Consider the following 16208-nt stretch of genomic DNA (forward strand, 5'->3'; position numbering starts at 1 on the left):
GCCTCGTCCGCTGCGCCGGCGCGCTGTTGTGCGCTAACGTGCGCCGTCCTGATGCGTCTCGCCGTCCTACTTCCACAGCACAAAAATCTGCCATGTCGAACAGGAAAAACGCCAACACCGCGCCGGCCGAAGCGGCCGCCAACGTTTCGCGCCGCGGCTTTCTCAAGCTGGCCGGCGCCTCGGGTTTCGCGACGGCCGCAGGCAGCTTCGCCGCCTCGGCGCGCGGCGCGGACAGCGCGCCCGACGGCACGCCCGAGCAGGTCCATCTGACATGGGGCAACGACCCGACGCGCGAAGTCACGGTGTCATGGTCGTCGCTTGCGCAGGCGGCGAGTCCGCGCGTGCGTTTCGGTCATCCGGGTGAGGCGAAGACCACCGTGCACGGTGTGCAGAGCACCTACACCGACGGCCTCAACGGCGAAGTCGTGTTCACGTATCACGCGCGGCTGCATGGTCTCAAAGCCGACGCGACGTACGAATACGAAGTCAGCGCGGACAACGACAGCAACCTCGCGCAACCCTTCACCGCGAGCTTTCGCACCGCGCCGCGCGGACGCACGCCGTTCCGCTGGACCAGCTACGGCGACCTCGCGACGCCCAATACCGGCTGGGTGCTGTCGTCGCCGCAAAGCCGGTTCGCGGTGCAGGCGGTCGAGCGGTTCCAGCCGCTGTTCCACCTGCTCAACGGCGACCTCTGCTACGCCAATCTGAATCCGGCGCATCAGCCGGACGTGTGGCGCGACTTCGGCAACAACTGTCAGACCTCGGCGTCGAACCGTCCGTGGATGCCGTGTCCCGGCAATCACGAGATCGAGTTCAACAACGGCGAACAGGGCCTCGCTTCTTATCTGTCGCGTTACACGCTGCCGGACAATCACACGCGTTTTCAGGGACGCTGGTACAGCTTTCGCGTGAGTTCGGTGCTGTTCGTATCGCTCGACGCCGACGACGTGGTCTATCAGGACGCCGCCGCGTTCGTGGCCGGTCCCGCGCCGCTCGTGCCGGCGGCCAGCACCGGCAATCCGCCGATTCCGCCGGGCACTTCGTTCTACGTGCGCGGATACAGCGGCGGCGAGCAGACGCGCTGGCTTGAAACCACGCTGCGTCGCGCGTCCGAAGACGACGAGATCGACTGGATCGTCGTGCAGATGCATCAGGACGCGCTGAGTTCGTCGAAGACCGGCAATGGTTCCGACAAGGGCATTCGCGAGGCGTGGCTGCCGCTGTTCGACCGCTACGGCGTCGATCTCGTGCTGTGCGGTCACGATCACGATTACGAGCGCAGCTATCCGGTGCGCGGCTGCAATCACAACAAGGGCACGGACATCGCGAGCGGGCGGATGGTGGACACGCTGCAACCGCGTCCGGTGATGTCGGCGGTATCGAGCGGCGCATCGACCTTCGACACGAGCCACGGCACCATTCACCTGATACTCGGCGGCGGCGGAACCAGCGCGCCGCTCGACGTGTATGGCGTGGACGCCGGCACGGGTCTGCCGCAGGCGCGCCTTTTCACGCGGCCGAACCGGCCCGCTCCCGGCAGCACGGCTGGCACTTTCGTGCGCGCCAATGCGGACGCGGTCGAAGATGCGATCTGGTCGGCGCAGCGCGACACGGGAACGGGCTACGGCATCGCCGTGTTCGATCACGATCCGGGTCATCCGGGCGGCGACACCACCATCACGATGAACTACTACCACGCGCCCGGCGCCGATCAGACGCCGACGCAGACCTACGAACTATTCGAAACCATCGAGTTGAAAAAGAAGCGCCGGGGCTGAACATCGCCTGAACGCGGCTCAAACGGGCGCGCGCTTCTTTACCGTGGATGACGACTGCAGCGTCACGTGTGACGCGCAGTCGATACAGCGAAACGCCGTGGCGACCACCTGTTCGACTTCGGCGTCGCTTCGCGCCTGCGACGGCATCATCAGGCGCTTGCGAAAAAAGCCGCTCAACGCGGCGTGAATGAAGTTCGCGGCCTGCCGCGTGTCGAGCGCGGCGGACAACTGCCCGTGCTCGACCGCGCAGCGCAACGCCGCTTCGATCTGCGCTTCCGCGCGCAGACCCGCCATCTGGATCAGCTCACAGAAATGCGCCGTCTCGGGCGCGCTTTCACATTTGATGAACGCAATGCTGTACAGGCGGCGCGTGCGCGCGATCTGCAAGGCGTCGCGCAGACGCCGGTGAAGGTCCGCGCGCAACTGACTCAACGGATCGCCGTCGCTGCTGCACGCCGCGATCGCGAAAGGATCGAGCGGCAGGTCGGAACATTCGAACATCGCATGGAACACGGCCTCCTTGTTCTTGAAGTGACCGTACACCGCGCCGCGCGTCACGCCGGCTTCTCTCGCGATGTCGTCTAGCGACGTACGCGTCGCGCCCCGCAGAAAAAATGCGCGCTCCGCCGCCTCGATGATTTTCGCTCGCGTGTCGAGCGCCTGCAGCCTCGTCCTTCTCATGCTTTTCGTTCGCCCTGCCGGCACGCAGCGCGCGCCATGCGCGTGTGCGATCTCGCCGATTTGATCACCGCTTCATCTTAAAGCGGCGCTGCGCCCGTTTGATTAATGAATCTTACGGACTCTTCGGCGCAGTAACCAACGCCCGAGCGATCTCCCCTATCGTCAGCCCCCTGACGCGTCGGTGCGTACCTGTTGTTGATTTCGCGTGCGCGGCGGCTCCTGTCCAACTCATCTCAGGTCGTCCATGCCCAAGCCATTCAATCCGCTATCTCTTCGTCTGATTTCGGCGCTCGCCGCGATCTCGTTCGTCGCCGCGTGCGGCGACAAGCCGGCCGCGCCGCCGCAGCAAACGCCCGAAGTCGGCGTGGTCACTGTCAAGCCGACGTCGGTGCCGGTCGTCGTGGAATTGCCCGGCCGTGTGAGCGCATTCCTCGTGGCGCAGATCATTTCGCGCGTGGACGGCATCGTGCTCAAACGCGATTTCGTGGAAGGCAGCGAAGTGAAGGCGGGTCAACGGCTCTATCAGATCGATCCCGCGCCTTATATCGCCACCTTGAACAGCGCCAAAGCGACGCTCGCGAAAGCGCAAGCCACGCTGGTATCCGCGCACGCCGAAGCCGAGCGTTACAAGGTGCTCGTCGCGGCCAACGCGATCAGCAAGCAGGACTACGACAACGCCGTGGCCACCGAAGGCTCGGACGCCGCCGATGTCGCCTCGGGCAAAGCCGCTGTCGACACTGCGCAGATCAACCTCGGCTACACCAGCATCGTCGCGCCGATCACAGGGCGCATCGGCAAGTCCGCGGTGACACCCGGCGCCTATGTGCAGGCGAGCGCCGCGACCGTGCTCTCGACCGTGCAGCAACTCGATCCGGTCTACGTCGATCTCACGCAATCGAGTCTCGCGGGGCTGAAGCTGCGCCGCGACATTCAGGAAGGGCGCCTCTCGGTGGGCGGCCCCAATGCCGCCAAAGTGAAGCTGATTCTCGAAGACGGCCGCGCTTACGACCTGCCCGGCAAGCTCGAATTCTCGGATATCACCGTCGATCAGACCACCGGTTCCGTGACGGTGCGCGCAACGTTCCCGAATCCGCAGCGCATTCTGCTGCCCGGCATGTTCGTGCGCGCGCAGATCGAAGAGGGCGTGAACGAGAAGGCGATCGTGGTGCCGCAAGTGGGCGTGACGCACGACCAGAAGGGCAACCCCACGGCGATGGTGGTCGACGCCGACGGCAAGGTCGCGTTGCGTCAACTCGTGACGTCGGGCACCGAAGGATCGAACTGGATCGTCGAGAGCGGCCTGAACGAAGGCGACCGCGTGATCGTGCAGGGCACCTCGAAGGTGAACCCCGGCATGGCCGTCAAGACAGTCGAAGCGCAGATGCCGGCGACGCCCGCATCCGCCGCGCAATAAGCGGAGCGTTCGATGGCACGATTCTTTATCGACCGCCCCATTTTTGCGTGGGTGATCGCGATTATTCTGATGCTCGCGGGTATCGCCTCTATCTTCAATCTTCCCGTTGCGCAGTACCCGACCATCGCGCCGCCTTCGGTGCAGATCAGCGCCACGTATCCGGGCGCATCGGCGAAGACGGTGGAAAACACCGTCACGCAGGTGATCGAACAGCAGATGAGCGGTCTCGATCACCTGCTGTATCTCTCCTCGACTTCCGACGACTCGGGCAGCGCGACCATCACGCTGACCTTCGCAGCGGGCACCAATCCCGACATCGCGCAGGTGCAGGTGCAGAACAAGCTGCAACTGGCCACGCCGTTGCTGCCGGAAGCGGTGCAACAGCAGGGCACCAAGGTCACCAAGTCGAGCAGCAGCTTCCTGATGGTGATGGCCTTCGTGTCCGATGACGGCAGCATGGACCGCTACGACCTCGCGAATTACGTGGCCTCGCACATCGAAGATCCGGTGAGCCGCGTGGACGGCGTCGGCACGGTCACGCTGTTCGGCACGCAGTTCGCCATGCGCATCTGGCTCGACGCCGACAAGCTGAACAAGTACAGCCTGACACCCGTCGACGTGCAAACCGCGTTGACCAACCAGAACGTGCAAATTGCGGGCGGCTCGCTCGGCGGCACGCCTTCCGTGCCGGGCCAGGCGTTGCAGGCCACCATCACGCAGGCGACCCTGCTGCAGACGCCGGAGCAGTTCGGCAACGTTTTGCTGAAAGTGAATCAGGACGGTTCGCACGTGCGTATCAAGGACGTGGCGCGTGTCGAACTGGGCGGCGAAAACTATAACTTCGACACCAAGTTCAACGGTCAGCCCACGGCCGGTTTCGGCATTCAGCTCGCCACCGGGGCGAACGCCCTGCAAACCGCGAATGCGGTGCGCGCCAAGCTGGCGGAGTTGTCGAAGAATTTCCCGCACGGCCTGAAGGTGAATTACCCGTACGACACCACGCCGTTCGTGAAGCAGTCGATCGAAGAAGTGGTCAAGACGCTGATCGAAGGCATCGTGCTGGTGTTTCTCGTGATGTATCTGTTCCTGCAGAACCTGCGCGCCACGCTGATCCCGACGATCGCGGTGCCGGTGGTGCTGCTCGGCACCTTCGCGATCATGAACGCGGCGGGTTTCTCGATCAACACGCTTTCCATGTTCGGGCTCGTGCTGGCGATCGGCCTGCTCGTGGACGACGCGATCGTGGTGGTGGAAAACGTCGAGCGCGTGATGGCGGAAGAAGGTTTATCGCCTCGCGACGCGACCAGAAAGGCCATGGGCCAGATTACCGGCGCGCTGGTGGGCGTGGCGCTGGTGCTCTCGGCGGTGTTCGTGCCGGTGGCATTTTCGGGCGGCTCGGTGGGCGCGATCTACCGGCAGTTTTCGCTCACGATCGTCGCCGCGATGGTGCTCTCCGTGCTGGTTGCACTGGTGCTCACGCCGGCGCTGTGCGCGACCATTCTCAAGCCGATTCCGCAGGGTCACCACGAAGAGAAGAAGGGCTTCTTCGGCTGGTTCAACCGTACCTTCGACAAAAGCCGCGACAAGTATCACGGCGGCGTGCAACACGTCATCAAGCGCTCGGGCCGCTGGCTGATCATCTATCTCGCGGTCGTGCTGGCGGTGGGCGTGCTGTTCGTGAAGCTGCCGAAGTCGTTCCTGCCCGACGAAGATCAGGGAACCATGTTCGTGATCGTGCAGACGCCGCCCGGCTCCACGCAGGAAACCACCGCGCGCACGCTGAAGAATATTTCGGACTACCTGCTTCACGACGAGAAAGACGTGGTGGATTCGGTGTTCACCGTCAACGGCTTCAGTTTTGCCGGCCGTGGACAGAACTCGGGTCTCGCGTTCGTGCGCATGAAGGACTACTCGCAGCGTCAGCGTGTGAATCAGAAAGTGCAGGCGCTGGTGGGCCGCATGTTCGCCCGTTACGGCTCGTATAAAGAGACCACCGTGATTCCGGTGAATCCGCCGTCGATTCCCGAACTCGGCACGGCGTCGGGCTTCGACTTCGAACTGACCGACAACGCCGGCCTCGGCCACGACGCGCTGATGAACGCGCGCAACCAGCTGCTCGGCATGGCCGCGAAAGATAGCTCGCTCGCGCTGGTGCGACCGAACGGCCTCAGCGACACGCCGCAGTTCAAGGTGAACGTGGACCGCGAGAAGGCCGAAGCGCTCGGCGTCACCGTGTCGGACGTCGACCAGACGTTCTCGATTGCGTGGGCGTCGGCGTACGTGAACAACTTCCTCGACACCGACGGCCGTATCAAGAAGGTGTATCTGCAAGGCGACGCGCCGTTCCGCATGAATCCGGACGACGTCGGCAAGTGGTTCGTGCGCGGCAGCAGCGGAACGATGGTGCCGTTCTCCGCGGTCGCCTCGACCGAATGGACCTACGGTTCGCCGAAGCTCGAGCGCTACAACGGTGTGTCGGCGGTGGAAATTCAGGGCCAGGCGGGCGCGGGCAAGAGTACCGGTCAGGCCATGGACGAGATGCAGAAGCTCGTGGAGAAGCTGCCGGCGGGCGTCGGGTACGAATGGACCGGTCTGTCGTTCCAGGAGCGTCAGTCGGGTTCGCAGGCGCCGATTCTGTACGGCATCTCGATTCTCGTGGTGTTCCTGTGTCTGGCCGCGCTGTACGAAAGCTGGTCGATCCCGTTCGCCGTAATCATGGTCGTGCCGCTCGGCGTGATCGGCGCCTTGCTCGCGGTGACATTGCGCGGGCTCGAAAACGACGTGTTCTTCCAGGTGGGCTTGTTGACCACGGTGGGGCTGTCGGCGAAGAACGCGATTCTGATCGTCGAGTTTGCGCGTGAGTTGCAGATCGAGCAGGGCATGACGGCGATGGCGGCCGCGGTCGAAGCGGCGCGCCTGCGTCTGCGTCCGATCCTGATGACCTCGCTCGCCTTCATTCTCGGCGTGCTGCCGCTCGCGATCAGCAACGGCGCGGGCTCGGCGAGCCAGCACGCGATCGGCACCGGCGTGATCGGCGGGATGCTGACGGCGACCTTCTTCGCGATCTTCCTGATTCCGATGTTCTACGTCGTGATCCGCTCCAAATTCAGCGGCGACGCGCCGCAACCCGACCACGCACAGCACGAAGGACATTGAGATGAAACGACACGCATTGATCGTGCTGGCGGTGGCCGCTCTGGCGAGCGGCTGTACCCTGGCGCCCACTTACCATCGGCCCGACGCGCCGGTTGCGGCGAGTTTTCCGCAAGGCGGCGCGTACGAGACCCAGCCGGCTTCCTCCGATAGCACGCGCAGCGCGCAGGGCCGCGCCGCGACGGACATCGGCTGGCAGGAGTTTTTCGCCGACCCGCGTCTGAAGCGCCTGATCGAACTGGCGCTGCACAACAACCGCGATCTGCGCGTCTCCGTGCTGCAGGTGGAAGAGGCGCGGGCGCAATATCGCATCGAGCGCGCCAATCTGCTGCCCACCGTCTCCGTGACCGGCACCGGTACGCGCTCGCGCACGCCTGCCGATCTTTCGTACGGCGGCCGCGCGACCGTGAGCAGCGACTATCAGGTTGCCGCGGGCGCGTCGTGGGAAGTGGACTTCTTCGGCAAGGTGCGCAGCCTCTCCGAGCAGGCATTGCAAACCTATCTGTCGACTGCGCAGGCTCGCAAAGCGGCGGAAATCGCGCTCGTGTCGAGTGTGGCCGATCAGTACCTGACCATGGTCGCGTACGACGAAATGCTCAAGGTCACGAAGAATACGCTGGACGTGGCCACGAATTCGTACAAACTCACCAAGCTGCAATTCGACACCGGCACGGGCTCTGAGCTCGATTTGCGTGAAGCGGCCGGCACGATGCAGCAGGCGCAGGCGAACTACGAAAGCCAGCAGCGCTCGCGCGCGCAGGCGGAAAACGCGCTGGTCGTGCTGGTGGGCGAGCCGTTGCCCGCCGACCTGCCGGCCGGTCTGCCGCTGAACGATCAGAGCCTGCTCGCGGATATTCCCGCCGGCTTGCCGTCGGATCTGCTGGCACGCCGTCCCGACATCATCGAAGCCGAAGCCACGCTCAAGGGCTACAACGCGAACATCGGCGCGGCCCGCGCGGCGTTCTTCCCGAGCATTTCGCTGACGGGCAGCATGGGCTACGCGAGCGCGAGTCTCGGCAGTCTGTTCAAACCGGGGCAACTGGCGTGGAGTTTCGGTCCGACGATTTCCGTGCCGATTTTCGAAGGCGGCACGAACAAGGCCAATCTCGACCTCGCGCACCTGGAGAAAAACGTCGCGATCGCGCAGTACGAGAAGGCGATCCAGACCGCGTTCCGCGAGGTTGCCGACGGTCTTGCCGCGCGCGGCACCTACGACCGCCAGATTTCGGCTTTGCAGGCTTATACGCAGTCGCAGCAGCGGCGCTACGATCTGTCGGACCTGCGCTATCGCAATGGCGTGGACAGCTATCTCACCGTGCTGACCGCACAAACCGATCTGTATTCGGCGCAGCAGTCGTTGATCACGGCGTCGTTGTCGCGCCTGACCAACCTCGTCGATCTGTACCAGTATCTCGGCGGCGGCTGGATCGCGCATGCGGGCGATCAACCGCGCCCGCCGGATGCACCGCTTGACGACGTGTCGGCACCGGAGTCCGCGCACACGTCAGGCTAATTACGGGTTCGTCGCAATCCGGCGTTAAAGTATGAAAGGCCCGCTACGCGCTACGTAGCGGGCCTTTCATTTATCGGCTTCAGAGTTATCGCGCATGTCGGAATCCGTGACGTCAGCCGCCTCTTTCGACGGCCGCCGGACGGCGCGCAGTTTGCCGCTGTTGCCGCCGCCGCAAAAGAACAGTTCGCCGCCGTCGGACTCCAGTCCCGACACGCCGACACCGGCCGGCATCTCCACGCACTCCAGCACATCGCCGGTTTGCGGGTCGATGTGCAGCAGTTCGCTCGTGTCGTCGTCCCAGGTGCCGTGCCACAACTCGCCGTCCACCCACGTCACGCCGGTAACGAAACGATTCGATTCGATCGTGCGCAGAATCGCGCCGGTCTGCGGGTCGATCTGATGAATCTTGTGCTCGCGGTATTGCCCGACCCAGAGCGTGCCTTCCGCCCACGCCATGCCCGAGTCGTCGCCCGCGCCGCCCGGTGCGGGAATGGTGGCGAGCACGTCGCCGGTGGCCGGGTCGATTCTGTTGATCGTGTCGCCGGCAATCTGATAAAGATGCCGGCCGTCGAAGGCGGTGCCCGCCCGCGAAGCGGTGTCGAGCGTGCGCAGCGTTTCGCCGCTGGCAGGATCGAGCGCACTCAGCCTGTCGCCGCTCGCGAACCACACCTGCGTGCCGTCGAAGGTGACGCCGTGCACACTGCTCACGCCCGGAAAAGGCCCATATTCACGAAGGATTCTGGCGGCTGATCGTTTCATGATTCCATCCTAATCGCTGGACAAAACGGCGGGGAGTAACAAAGTCGTCGCGAAACCCGGCATGGGCGGCGTGGTCCAGCGGCGCGCGCGTCCTTGTCCGAACGATTGCACCTTGTCTTGCGCCGCGAGCGTGTCGAGGGCGCGCTGCACCGTGCGCTGACTCGCGCCGAGCACGAGCGCGAGCGCGGAACTCGACCACGCTTCGCCGTCCGATAGAAACGCGAGCAGTGCCGCGTGCCGGTCTTCGACGGGGCGCGCCAGCACCACGACGTCCCGCGCGTCGCGTGGAGCCAGCACGAAGCCGTGGCGGGTCGCCGTGATATCGGCGAGCGGACCGAGCGCCGCGCGCAGCCTGCCGATTTCGACACGCAGACGCGCGCGGTGAGATTCGTCGGCACGCTTCGCGCGGAACGCCTGCGCGACCAGCGCGTCGCGCGACACGTCGGCAGGCCACGCCTGCGCCAGCATGCGCGCGAGCGTGAACAGCACGGGACGGCTTGCGAGCGGCACGACGGTGTCGGCCTGGCGAATCACGTAGCGGCACGCATCGACGATAAAAGCCGGCGAGCGCAGCAGGCTTTCCACTTCGTCGAGCAGGAGCGGGCGTTCGTCGCCCTGGCGGATCAGGCGCGCGGCAGGTGTGGTCAGCAGCGACGCTGCACTTTGAATTTCCGCCATCAATGCGGGGATGCCCGCATGACGCGCGGCACGGGCGGCGCGTGCCAGCGCGGTGCGTGCGACGCCGGTTTGCAGCCGCCGCAACGCGACGCCTGCTGCGATCAGTTCGTGAATGGCACGCGACGCGGGCGGCAATGGCCCGGTGTCGAGCGAGCCGAGTGTGCGCTCGGCCTCGTCGAGACGCCCGAGCAATAGCAGACGGCGAATCGTCAGATAGCGCGCATGCGCCGCATTCACGCGGTCGCCGTGCGCGTCGAGCGTGGCTTGCGCCGCGTCGAGCGTCGTCACGGGCCAGTTCAACTCGCGCGAGGCGAGCGCGATTTCCGCCTCGGCAACCACGCAACGCGCCCGGGCGACGGCATGCGCAGGACCGAAAGCGCGCGCGGCGTCGCGCATCAGCGCTTTGGCGCGGACGAAATCGCCGAGCTGCGCCATTGCGATGCCGCGCAACGCAAGCGACGCCGCGTCGTCGCGCAGGGCGACATGTTGCAGGGCGCCGAGCGGGTCGCCCGCCGAGAGAGCGCGCGCGGCCGCCGTGACTAGCGCGTCCATGGCCGAATCGAATCCCGCCACACTTGTCACTCCCATCGTCCGAGGTCGGGAAACTAATCTATCACGACCGACAACCCGAACGCCGCCCGACACGAATCCGGACGGTACGGACAACCAAGGAGCGAATCATGACGACGACACACACCACCGCATCGCGTGAAGCCTGGCTCGCGGCGCGGCTCGAATTGCTCGAAGCGGAGAAAGCGCTGACGCGAAAAAGCGACGAAGTCGCGCAGCAACGTCAGGCGCTGCCATGGGTGCGGATCGACAAAACGTACCGCTTCGACACCGACGAGGGCAGCGCTTCGCTCGCCGATCTTTTCAAGGGACGCTCGCAACTGCTCGTGTATCACTTCATGTTCGGACCGGACTACAAGGCGGGTTGCCCGTCGTGCTCGTCGGTGGCGGACGGCTTCGACGGCGTTGCCGTGCATCTGGCGAATCACGACGTCACGCTCATGGCGGTTTCGCGCGCGCCGCTCGACAAGTTGCAGGCCTATAAGCAACGGATGGGATGGCGTTTTCCGTGGGCGTCGTCGGCGGGCAGCGACTTCAACTTCGACTTCAACATTTCGTTCACCGAGGCGCAGCAACGTGACGGCAGCATCGAATACAACTACGAACGCGGCGGTCACGCCATGGATGCAGCCGACGTGCCGCCGCCCGTCGCCCAGTTCGCGGCCACTTGCGGCACGGATGCGGCGACTTATACGCGCGACCGTCCGGGCCTGAGTACCTTCGTGCTCGAAGACGGCGTGGTCTATCACGCGTATTCCACCTACGCGCGCGGCGTGGACGGCATCTGGAGCATGTACCGCTGGCTCGATCGCGCGCCGAAAGGGCGCAACGAAACCGGCGTGTGGTGGAAGCGGCATGACGAGTACGTGACGCGCTGAGACGCATCATGAGCGGCGTGGGCGCAGTTCGCGATACGCAAACTCAGGAGCGGTGCCTCGTTGGCGTGGCGAGTCTGGTTTTCGTTACATGTGCAGCGGCGACGGTGGTGTGCTGCACGGCCATGTCCGCGAAAGGCGGCGTGCCGATGCCGGGCGGCTGGACGATGTCGATGGCGTGGCTGCGAATGTGTGGACAGACCTGGCAGGGCGCGGCAGCGTCGTTCGTCGGCATGTGGATCGTAATGATGGTGACGATGATGCTGCCCGCCTTGCTGCCCGTGCTGGTGCGGTACCGGAGTGCGCCGGGCGGTTCCGTCCGGCTGACCCTGGCCGCGGCTGCGGGCTATTTCGGGGTGTGGCTCGCGCTCGGCGTAGTGGTGTTTCCGCTCGGCACGGCGGTGGCGGCAGTGGAAATGCGTGTGGCGGACGTGGCGCGGCTGGCGCCGCTCGTTAGCGCGCTGGTGGTGGTGGCGGCCGGGGTGTTTCAGGGCGGCGGTCGAAAGATGCGTTGCCTGAAGCACTTTCCGGCCTTGTCCGCCGACGCCGGCCTGCTCGCCGCCGCACGCAGCGGTGCTGTTTTCGGCCTTCACTGCCTGATTTGCTGCGCGGGATTCACGGCGATTCTTCTTGCCGTCGGTGTCATGAATCTGGGGCTCATGGCACTCATGACGGCGGCGATCACGGCGGAACGTATTCTGCCGGATCGCGAACGTGTCGCGCGCCTGACCGGCTACATTCTCGTTGCAGCCGGCGGGGTCGGCATGGCATCTGCATGGCCAAGCGTATTTTTGAACTGACCAGGCCGCGCGTACACTTCGATCCATCCCTGTGCCGACACCACGAACCAGTTGACGCGCAAAACCTGCCACCTTCGTCGAGCCGTCTTATGTGCCGCGATCGGCTGCGCAGCGCAATGGCCGCCCGCTCATGCGGCCGACACCGCCAACACCGTCACCCTGTACGGCGTGTTCGACACGAGCCTCGAAGTCACCAACCCCGGTTCCGGCTGGACCTCGCGTCTGGACTCCGGCGCCTATCGCGGCTCGCGCGTCGGACTGCGCGGCAGCGAACAGCTGAGCGGCGACACGTTTCTCGTGTTCACGCTGGAAAACGGTTTCAGCAGCGCGGACGGCACCTTGCAGACGCCCGGCGTGATCTTTAACCGGCAAGCGTGGATCGGCGCGCGCGGCAACTGGGGCGAACTGCGGGTCGGCCGTCAATATTCGCCCATCTACATTCCGTTCAAAGGCAATCTCGACGCGTTCGGCGCCGGCACGATCGCCTCCGGCCTCAACAATCTTTCGAAGATCACGCCTTACGCCAGCAACGCGATTGCCTACCTTTCGCCGCTGATCGCCGGTTTCGACGCCACCGTGATGGTGTCGACGCGCGATCCGTCGGAAAACGACGGTAACGGGATCGACGGCTACTTCGTTACCGCGAGCTATCAGCTCGAGTCGCTCCGGCTGCTCTATGCGCGGCAACAAACGCACGGTGCGGGCGCGTTGCGCGCCAATCTCGGCGGCGCGACGTATGCCGTGAACAAAGTGCGCGTCTGGCTGGCGTTCTTCAACGGCGACGGCGGCACGCCGCTCTATCACGGCGCGGGCGGATCGCTTTCCGCGCAATACGCGTTCTCGGCACGCGCACGCGCTTCGCTGGGATACACGCATGCGCGCGACTTCACGGGCGCCGGGGCGAACGCCGACCAGTTCAGCGCGGCGCTCGAATACGACATGTCGCCGACCCTGCTGCTCTATTTCAGCGCGGCATACCTCGCCAATCACGAAGACGCCAGCTTCACCTTGCGCGGCGTCAACGTGACCGGGTTGCCGGTGGCGTATCCCGGCGCGCCCGTCAAAGGCGTGCAACTCGGGTTGATCGAACGCTTCTGAGCGTGCGCCGGAATTACTTCTCCAACTCCGGAAACAGCCAGTCCTGAAAGCTGCGCAGCTTCGGCAGATCGGCGCGGGACTTCAGCAGGTTGAGGGTATACCCATGCACGATCAGACCGTCGAAACCGAACGGCGCGACGAGCCGGCCGGTTTCCAGTTCGCGTTGCGCGAGCAGCAGACTTTCGAGGCACACGCCCAGACCATCCACCGCCGCGCTGATCGCCATGAACGAGCGGTCGAAACGCGGGCCGCGCCCGATGTCGAGCGGCGTCTTGCGATGCTGGCGCATCCAGTCGCGCCAGCCCACGAGGCAACCCTCGCTATGAATCAGCGAATGGTGCTGCAGATCGGCCACGCTGCGCAGCGGGTGTTCGCCTGACATCAACGCGGGCGAACACAGCGGCACGATCGTCTCGGGCGGCAGTTCGAGCACCAGCGTGCCGGCGGGTTGAAGTTTGCGCGGACCGTAGCGGATGTCGATATCCACCGCTTCGGAGATCAGGTCGGCCGCCGCCGACGACGCATTCAGCCGCACGTCGATGTCCGGATGCGCCGCGCTGAAACGCGCGATGCGCGGCATTAGCCATTGGGTCGCGAAGCTCGGCGTGCAGTGGATGGTGAGGATGTCGCTCTTCGCGGCCCGGCCGATCTCGCGCGTGGCCGAGTCGATCCGCGCGAACGCCGCGGTGATTTCCTCGGCGTATTGGCGGCCGTAGTCCGTGAGGATCACAGTGCGGTGCAGCCGATGGAACAGACGAATGCTCAACTGCTCTTCCAGCAGCTTGATCTGATGGCTGACGGCGGACGGCGTCACGAACAGTTCTTCTGCTGCAAGCGCGAACGATGAAAGCCGCGCGGCGGCTTCGAAGGCCTGTATCGACTTGAGGGTTACGCGGTTGTGCATGGCAGCATCAAGGTGAACTGAATTCATCTATTGGGCTATGTTAATTCGTTTGAGCACACCTGAGGGCGAGATTACGCTTGAGTCACTGGGAACGACACGTTCGTGACCCCGAAAAAGACATCAAGGAGACAGCCAGTGAACAGCAGCGAAACCGCGCCGTACGCCGCACTCGCGGAGCACGCTTATCAGATTCGCCGCAACGCGCTGCGAATGGGCGAAGTGCAGGGCCAGGGATATATCGGCCAGGCACTCGATATCGCCGACGTGCTCGCCGTCGCCTACTTCCGCGCCATGCGCTATCGCGCCGACGATCCCGACTGGGAAGACCGCGACCGCTTTCTCCTCTCCAACGGCCACTACGCGATCGCGCTCTACGCCGCGCTGATCGAAGCAGGCGTGATCGCCGACGAAGAACTGGAAACCTACGGCAGCGACGACAGCCGTTTGCCGATGTCGGGCATGGCGAGCTACACGCCGGGCATGGAAATGTCGGGCGGCTCGCTCGGCCAGGGTCTCACGATTGCCGTGGGCCGCTGCCTCGGACTCAAACGCAAAGGCTCGAAAGCGCGCGTCTTCACGCTCTTCTCCGATGGCGAACTCGACGAAGGCGCGATCTGGGAAGGTCTGATGTCGGCGGCTCACTGGCGGCTCGACAACCTGATCGCGATGGTCGACGTGAACAATCAGCAGGCCGACGGTCCGTCGATGGGCGTGATGGCGTTCGAACCGCTGGTCGACAAGCTGCTCGCGTTCGGCTGGTTCGTGCAGCGCGTGGACGGCAACGATCTTGCCGCCGTGGTTGCCGCCTTCGACGCGGCCGTGGCGCATCCCGAGGCGCAGCCGCGCATCATCGTCTGCGATACGCGTATGGGCTGCGGCGTGCCGTTCCTCGAAGAACGCGAGAAAAACCACTTTATTCGCGTCGACGCGCACGAATGGCAACTCGCGCTGCAAGCACTCGAAGCCGGGAGAACCGTATGAGCGCCGCCGCACCGAAAGCACGCCTGAAGACCTCGGCGATGATCGCCTCGATTGCAGGCGAAGGACAGATCACGCGCTCCGCGCCCTTCGGCCATGCGCTGGTCGAACTGGCGCGCCATCGTCCCGAAGTGGTCGGCATGACCGCCGACCTCGGCAAATACACCGACCTGCACGTGTTCGCCAAGGAATACCCCGAGCGCTTCTATCAGATGGGCATGGCCGAGCAACTGCTGATGGGCGCCGCCGCCGGCATGGCGCACGAGGGCGCCATGCCCTTCGTCACGACCTACGCCGTGTTCGCCGCGCGCCGTGCCTACGACTTCATCCACCAGGCCATTGCCGAAGACAACCTCGACGTCAAACTGGTGTGCGCGTTGCCGGGTCTCACCACGGGCTACGGACCGAGCCATCAGGCCGCCGAAGACATCGCGCTGTTCCGCGCCATGCCGAACCTCACCGTGATCGACCCGTGCGACGCCATCGACATCGAGCAGATGGTGCCGGCCATGGCCGACCATCGCGGCCCGGTCTACGCGCGGCTCCTGCGCGGCAACGTGCCGGTGGTGCTCGACGAGTACGACTACAAGTTCGAGCTTGGCAAGGCAAAGCTGCTGCGCGACGGCGCCGAGGTGCTGATCGTCTCGTCCGGGATCATGACGATGCGCGCGCTCGAAACCGCCAAGGCGCTCGCCGCCGACCGCGTGGACGTCGGCGTGCTGCACGTGCCGACCATCAAGCCGCTCGACACCGTCACGCTGCTGCGCGAGGCCCGCCGTTCCGGCCGTCTCATGGTGGTGGCGGAAAACCATACGGTGATCGGCGGTCTGGGCGAAGCCGTGGCGGGCGTGCTGCTGACCCATGGCGTGACGCCGCCGTTCCGCCAGATCGGCTTGCCGGATGCTTTCCTCGACGCCGGCGCCTTGCCGACCCTGCACGACCGCTACGGTATTTCCACCGAGGCGATGTGCGACACGATCAAAGGCTGGCTGCGCTAGGCACAT

General features: G+C 64.9%; 13 protein-coding genes. 9 read left to right on the plus strand and 4 right to left on the minus strand.

Going from position 1 to position 16208, the window contains the following annotated elements; all coding sequences use genetic code 11:
* The first annotated feature begins 92 nt into the window (after positions 1-92).
* On the plus strand, positions 93-1781 hold the full coding sequence (locus P3T18_RS30275; protein WP_429303635.1) for a purple acid phosphatase family protein: 1689 nt from the start codon (positions 93-95) through the stop codon (positions 1779-1781).
* Between the two features lie 18 nt (positions 1782-1799).
* Here the strand turns inward: P3T18_RS30275 and P3T18_RS30280 are convergent, their stop codons facing one another.
* The gene (locus P3T18_RS30280; RefSeq protein ID WP_429303636.1) at positions 1800-2462 is read right to left on the minus strand and encodes a TetR family transcriptional regulator; all 663 of its coding nucleotides are present in this window, start codon (positions 2460-2462) and stop codon (positions 1800-1802) included.
* 244 nt (positions 2463-2706) lie between these two features.
* Here P3T18_RS30280 and P3T18_RS30285 point away from each other — a divergent pair, with 244 nt between their 5' ends.
* Genes P3T18_RS30285 through P3T18_RS30295 form a run of 3 tightly spaced genes read left to right on the plus strand, consistent with a single transcriptional unit; the run spans position 2707 to position 8542 of the window.
* Entirely contained in the window at positions 2707-3876 is a 1170-nt protein-coding gene (locus tag P3T18_RS30285) for an efflux RND transporter periplasmic adaptor subunit (RefSeq protein WP_429303637.1), read from the plus strand.
* A 12-nt stretch (positions 3877-3888) separates the two neighbouring features.
* Complete coding sequence (locus P3T18_RS30290; protein WP_429303638.1) at positions 3889-7032, plus strand: efflux RND transporter permease subunit; 3144 nt, start codon at positions 3889-3891, stop codon at positions 7030-7032.
* Between the two features lies 1 nt (position 7033).
* Positions 7034-8542 (plus strand): efflux transporter outer membrane subunit, encoded by a 1509-nt coding sequence (locus tag P3T18_RS30295; protein ID WP_429303639.1) that lies wholly within the window; start codon positions 7034-7036, stop codon positions 8540-8542.
* Positions 8543-8608: 66 nt separating this feature from the next.
* On the opposite strand, the gene P3T18_RS30300 is transcribed toward P3T18_RS30295, so the two are convergent.
* A complete protein-coding gene (locus tag P3T18_RS30300; protein ID WP_429303640.1) occupies positions 8609-9301 on the minus strand; it encodes a DUF5074 domain-containing protein in 693 nt (230 codons plus the stop codon).
* Positions 9302-9310: 9 nt separating this feature from the next.
* Positions 9311-10531, minus strand: coding sequence for a helix-turn-helix domain-containing protein (locus P3T18_RS30305; RefSeq protein WP_429303760.1), 1221 nt, complete (start codon positions 10529-10531; stop codon positions 9311-9313).
* Between the two features lie 128 nt (positions 10532-10659).
* On the opposite strand from P3T18_RS30305, the gene P3T18_RS30310 reads away from it, so the two are divergent.
* The 3 genes from P3T18_RS30310 (at position 10660) to P3T18_RS30320 (ending at position 13322) form a co-directional block, all read left to right on the plus strand.
* Positions 10660-11427 carry a DUF899 domain-containing protein gene (locus P3T18_RS30310; RefSeq protein ID WP_429303641.1) on the plus strand — a complete coding sequence of 256 codons (768 nt, stop codon included), beginning with the start codon at positions 10660-10662 and terminating at the stop codon, positions 11425-11427.
* A gap of 8 nt (positions 11428-11435) precedes the next feature.
* A complete protein-coding gene (locus P3T18_RS30315; RefSeq protein WP_429303642.1) occupies positions 11436-12224 on the plus strand; it encodes a DUF2182 domain-containing protein in 789 nt (262 codons plus the stop codon).
* Positions 12225-12323: 99 nt separating this feature from the next.
* Entirely contained in the window at positions 12324-13322 is a 999-nt protein-coding gene (locus P3T18_RS30320; RefSeq protein ID WP_429303761.1) for a porin, read from the plus strand.
* A gap of 13 nt (positions 13323-13335) precedes the next feature.
* Here P3T18_RS30320 and gcvA read toward each other — a convergent pair whose 3' ends face one another.
* Positions 13336-14226 carry a transcriptional regulator GcvA gene (gene gcvA, locus P3T18_RS30325; protein WP_429303643.1) on the minus strand — a complete coding sequence of 297 codons (891 nt, stop codon included), beginning with the start codon at positions 14224-14226 and terminating at the stop codon, positions 13336-13338.
* Positions 14227-14436: 210 nt separating this feature from the next.
* Between gcvA and P3T18_RS30330 the strand changes: the two genes are divergently transcribed.
* Positions 14437-15207: a transketolase gene (locus P3T18_RS30330; RefSeq protein ID WP_429303762.1), complete on the plus strand. Its 771-nt coding sequence runs from the start codon at positions 14437-14439 to the stop codon at positions 15205-15207.
* Complete coding sequence (locus P3T18_RS30335) at positions 15204-16202, plus strand: transketolase family protein (RefSeq protein ID WP_429303644.1); 999 nt, start codon at positions 15204-15206, stop codon at positions 16200-16202. The genes P3T18_RS30330 and P3T18_RS30335 overlap by 4 nt, the downstream gene beginning before the upstream one ends.
* Positions 16203-16208 lie beyond the last annotated feature (6 nt).

Source organism: Paraburkholderia sp. GAS199 (genome assembly GCF_050436585.1).
Taxonomy (GTDB): Bacteria; Pseudomonadota; Gammaproteobacteria; order Burkholderiales; family Burkholderiaceae; genus Paraburkholderia.

Bases quoted from the DNA above. Each gene is read 5' to 3' on its own strand.
- gcvA (WP_429303643.1), bottom strand. From the start codon at position 14,226: ATGCACAACCGCGTAACCCTCAAGTCGATACAGGCCTTCGAAGCCGCC.
- P3T18_RS30335 (WP_429303644.1), top strand. From the start codon at position 15,204: ATGAGCGCCGCCGCACCGAAAGCACGCCTGAAGACCTCGGCGATGATC.
- P3T18_RS30310 (WP_429303641.1), top strand. From the start codon at position 10,660: ATGACGACGACACACACCACCGCATCGCGTGAAGCCTGGCTCGCGGCG.
- P3T18_RS30285 (WP_429303637.1), top strand. From the start codon at position 2,707: ATGCCCAAGCCATTCAATCCGCTATCTCTTCGTCTGATTTCGGCGCTC.
- P3T18_RS30295 (WP_429303639.1), top strand. From the start codon at position 7,034: ATGAAACGACACGCATTGATCGTGCTGGCGGTGGCCGCTCTGGCGAGC.
- P3T18_RS30275 (WP_429303635.1), top strand. From the start codon at position 93: ATGTCGAACAGGAAAAACGCCAACACCGCGCCGGCCGAAGCGGCCGCC.
- P3T18_RS30305 (WP_429303760.1), bottom strand. From the start codon at position 10,531: ATGGACGCGCTAGTCACGGCGGCCGCGCGCGCTCTCTCGGCGGGCGAC.
- P3T18_RS30330 (WP_429303762.1), top strand. From the start codon at position 14,437: ATGGGCGAAGTGCAGGGCCAGGGATATATCGGCCAGGCACTCGATATC.
- P3T18_RS30290 (WP_429303638.1), top strand. From the start codon at position 3,889: ATGGCACGATTCTTTATCGACCGCCCCATTTTTGCGTGGGTGATCGCG.
- P3T18_RS30300 (WP_429303640.1), bottom strand. From the start codon at position 9,301: ATGAAACGATCAGCCGCCAGAATCCTTCGTGAATATGGGCCTTTTCCG.
- P3T18_RS30280 (WP_429303636.1), bottom strand. From the start codon at position 2,462: ATGAGAAGGACGAGGCTGCAGGCGCTCGACACGCGAGCGAAAATCATC.
- P3T18_RS30315 (WP_429303642.1), top strand. From the start codon at position 11,436: ATGAGCGGCGTGGGCGCAGTTCGCGATACGCAAACTCAGGAGCGGTGC.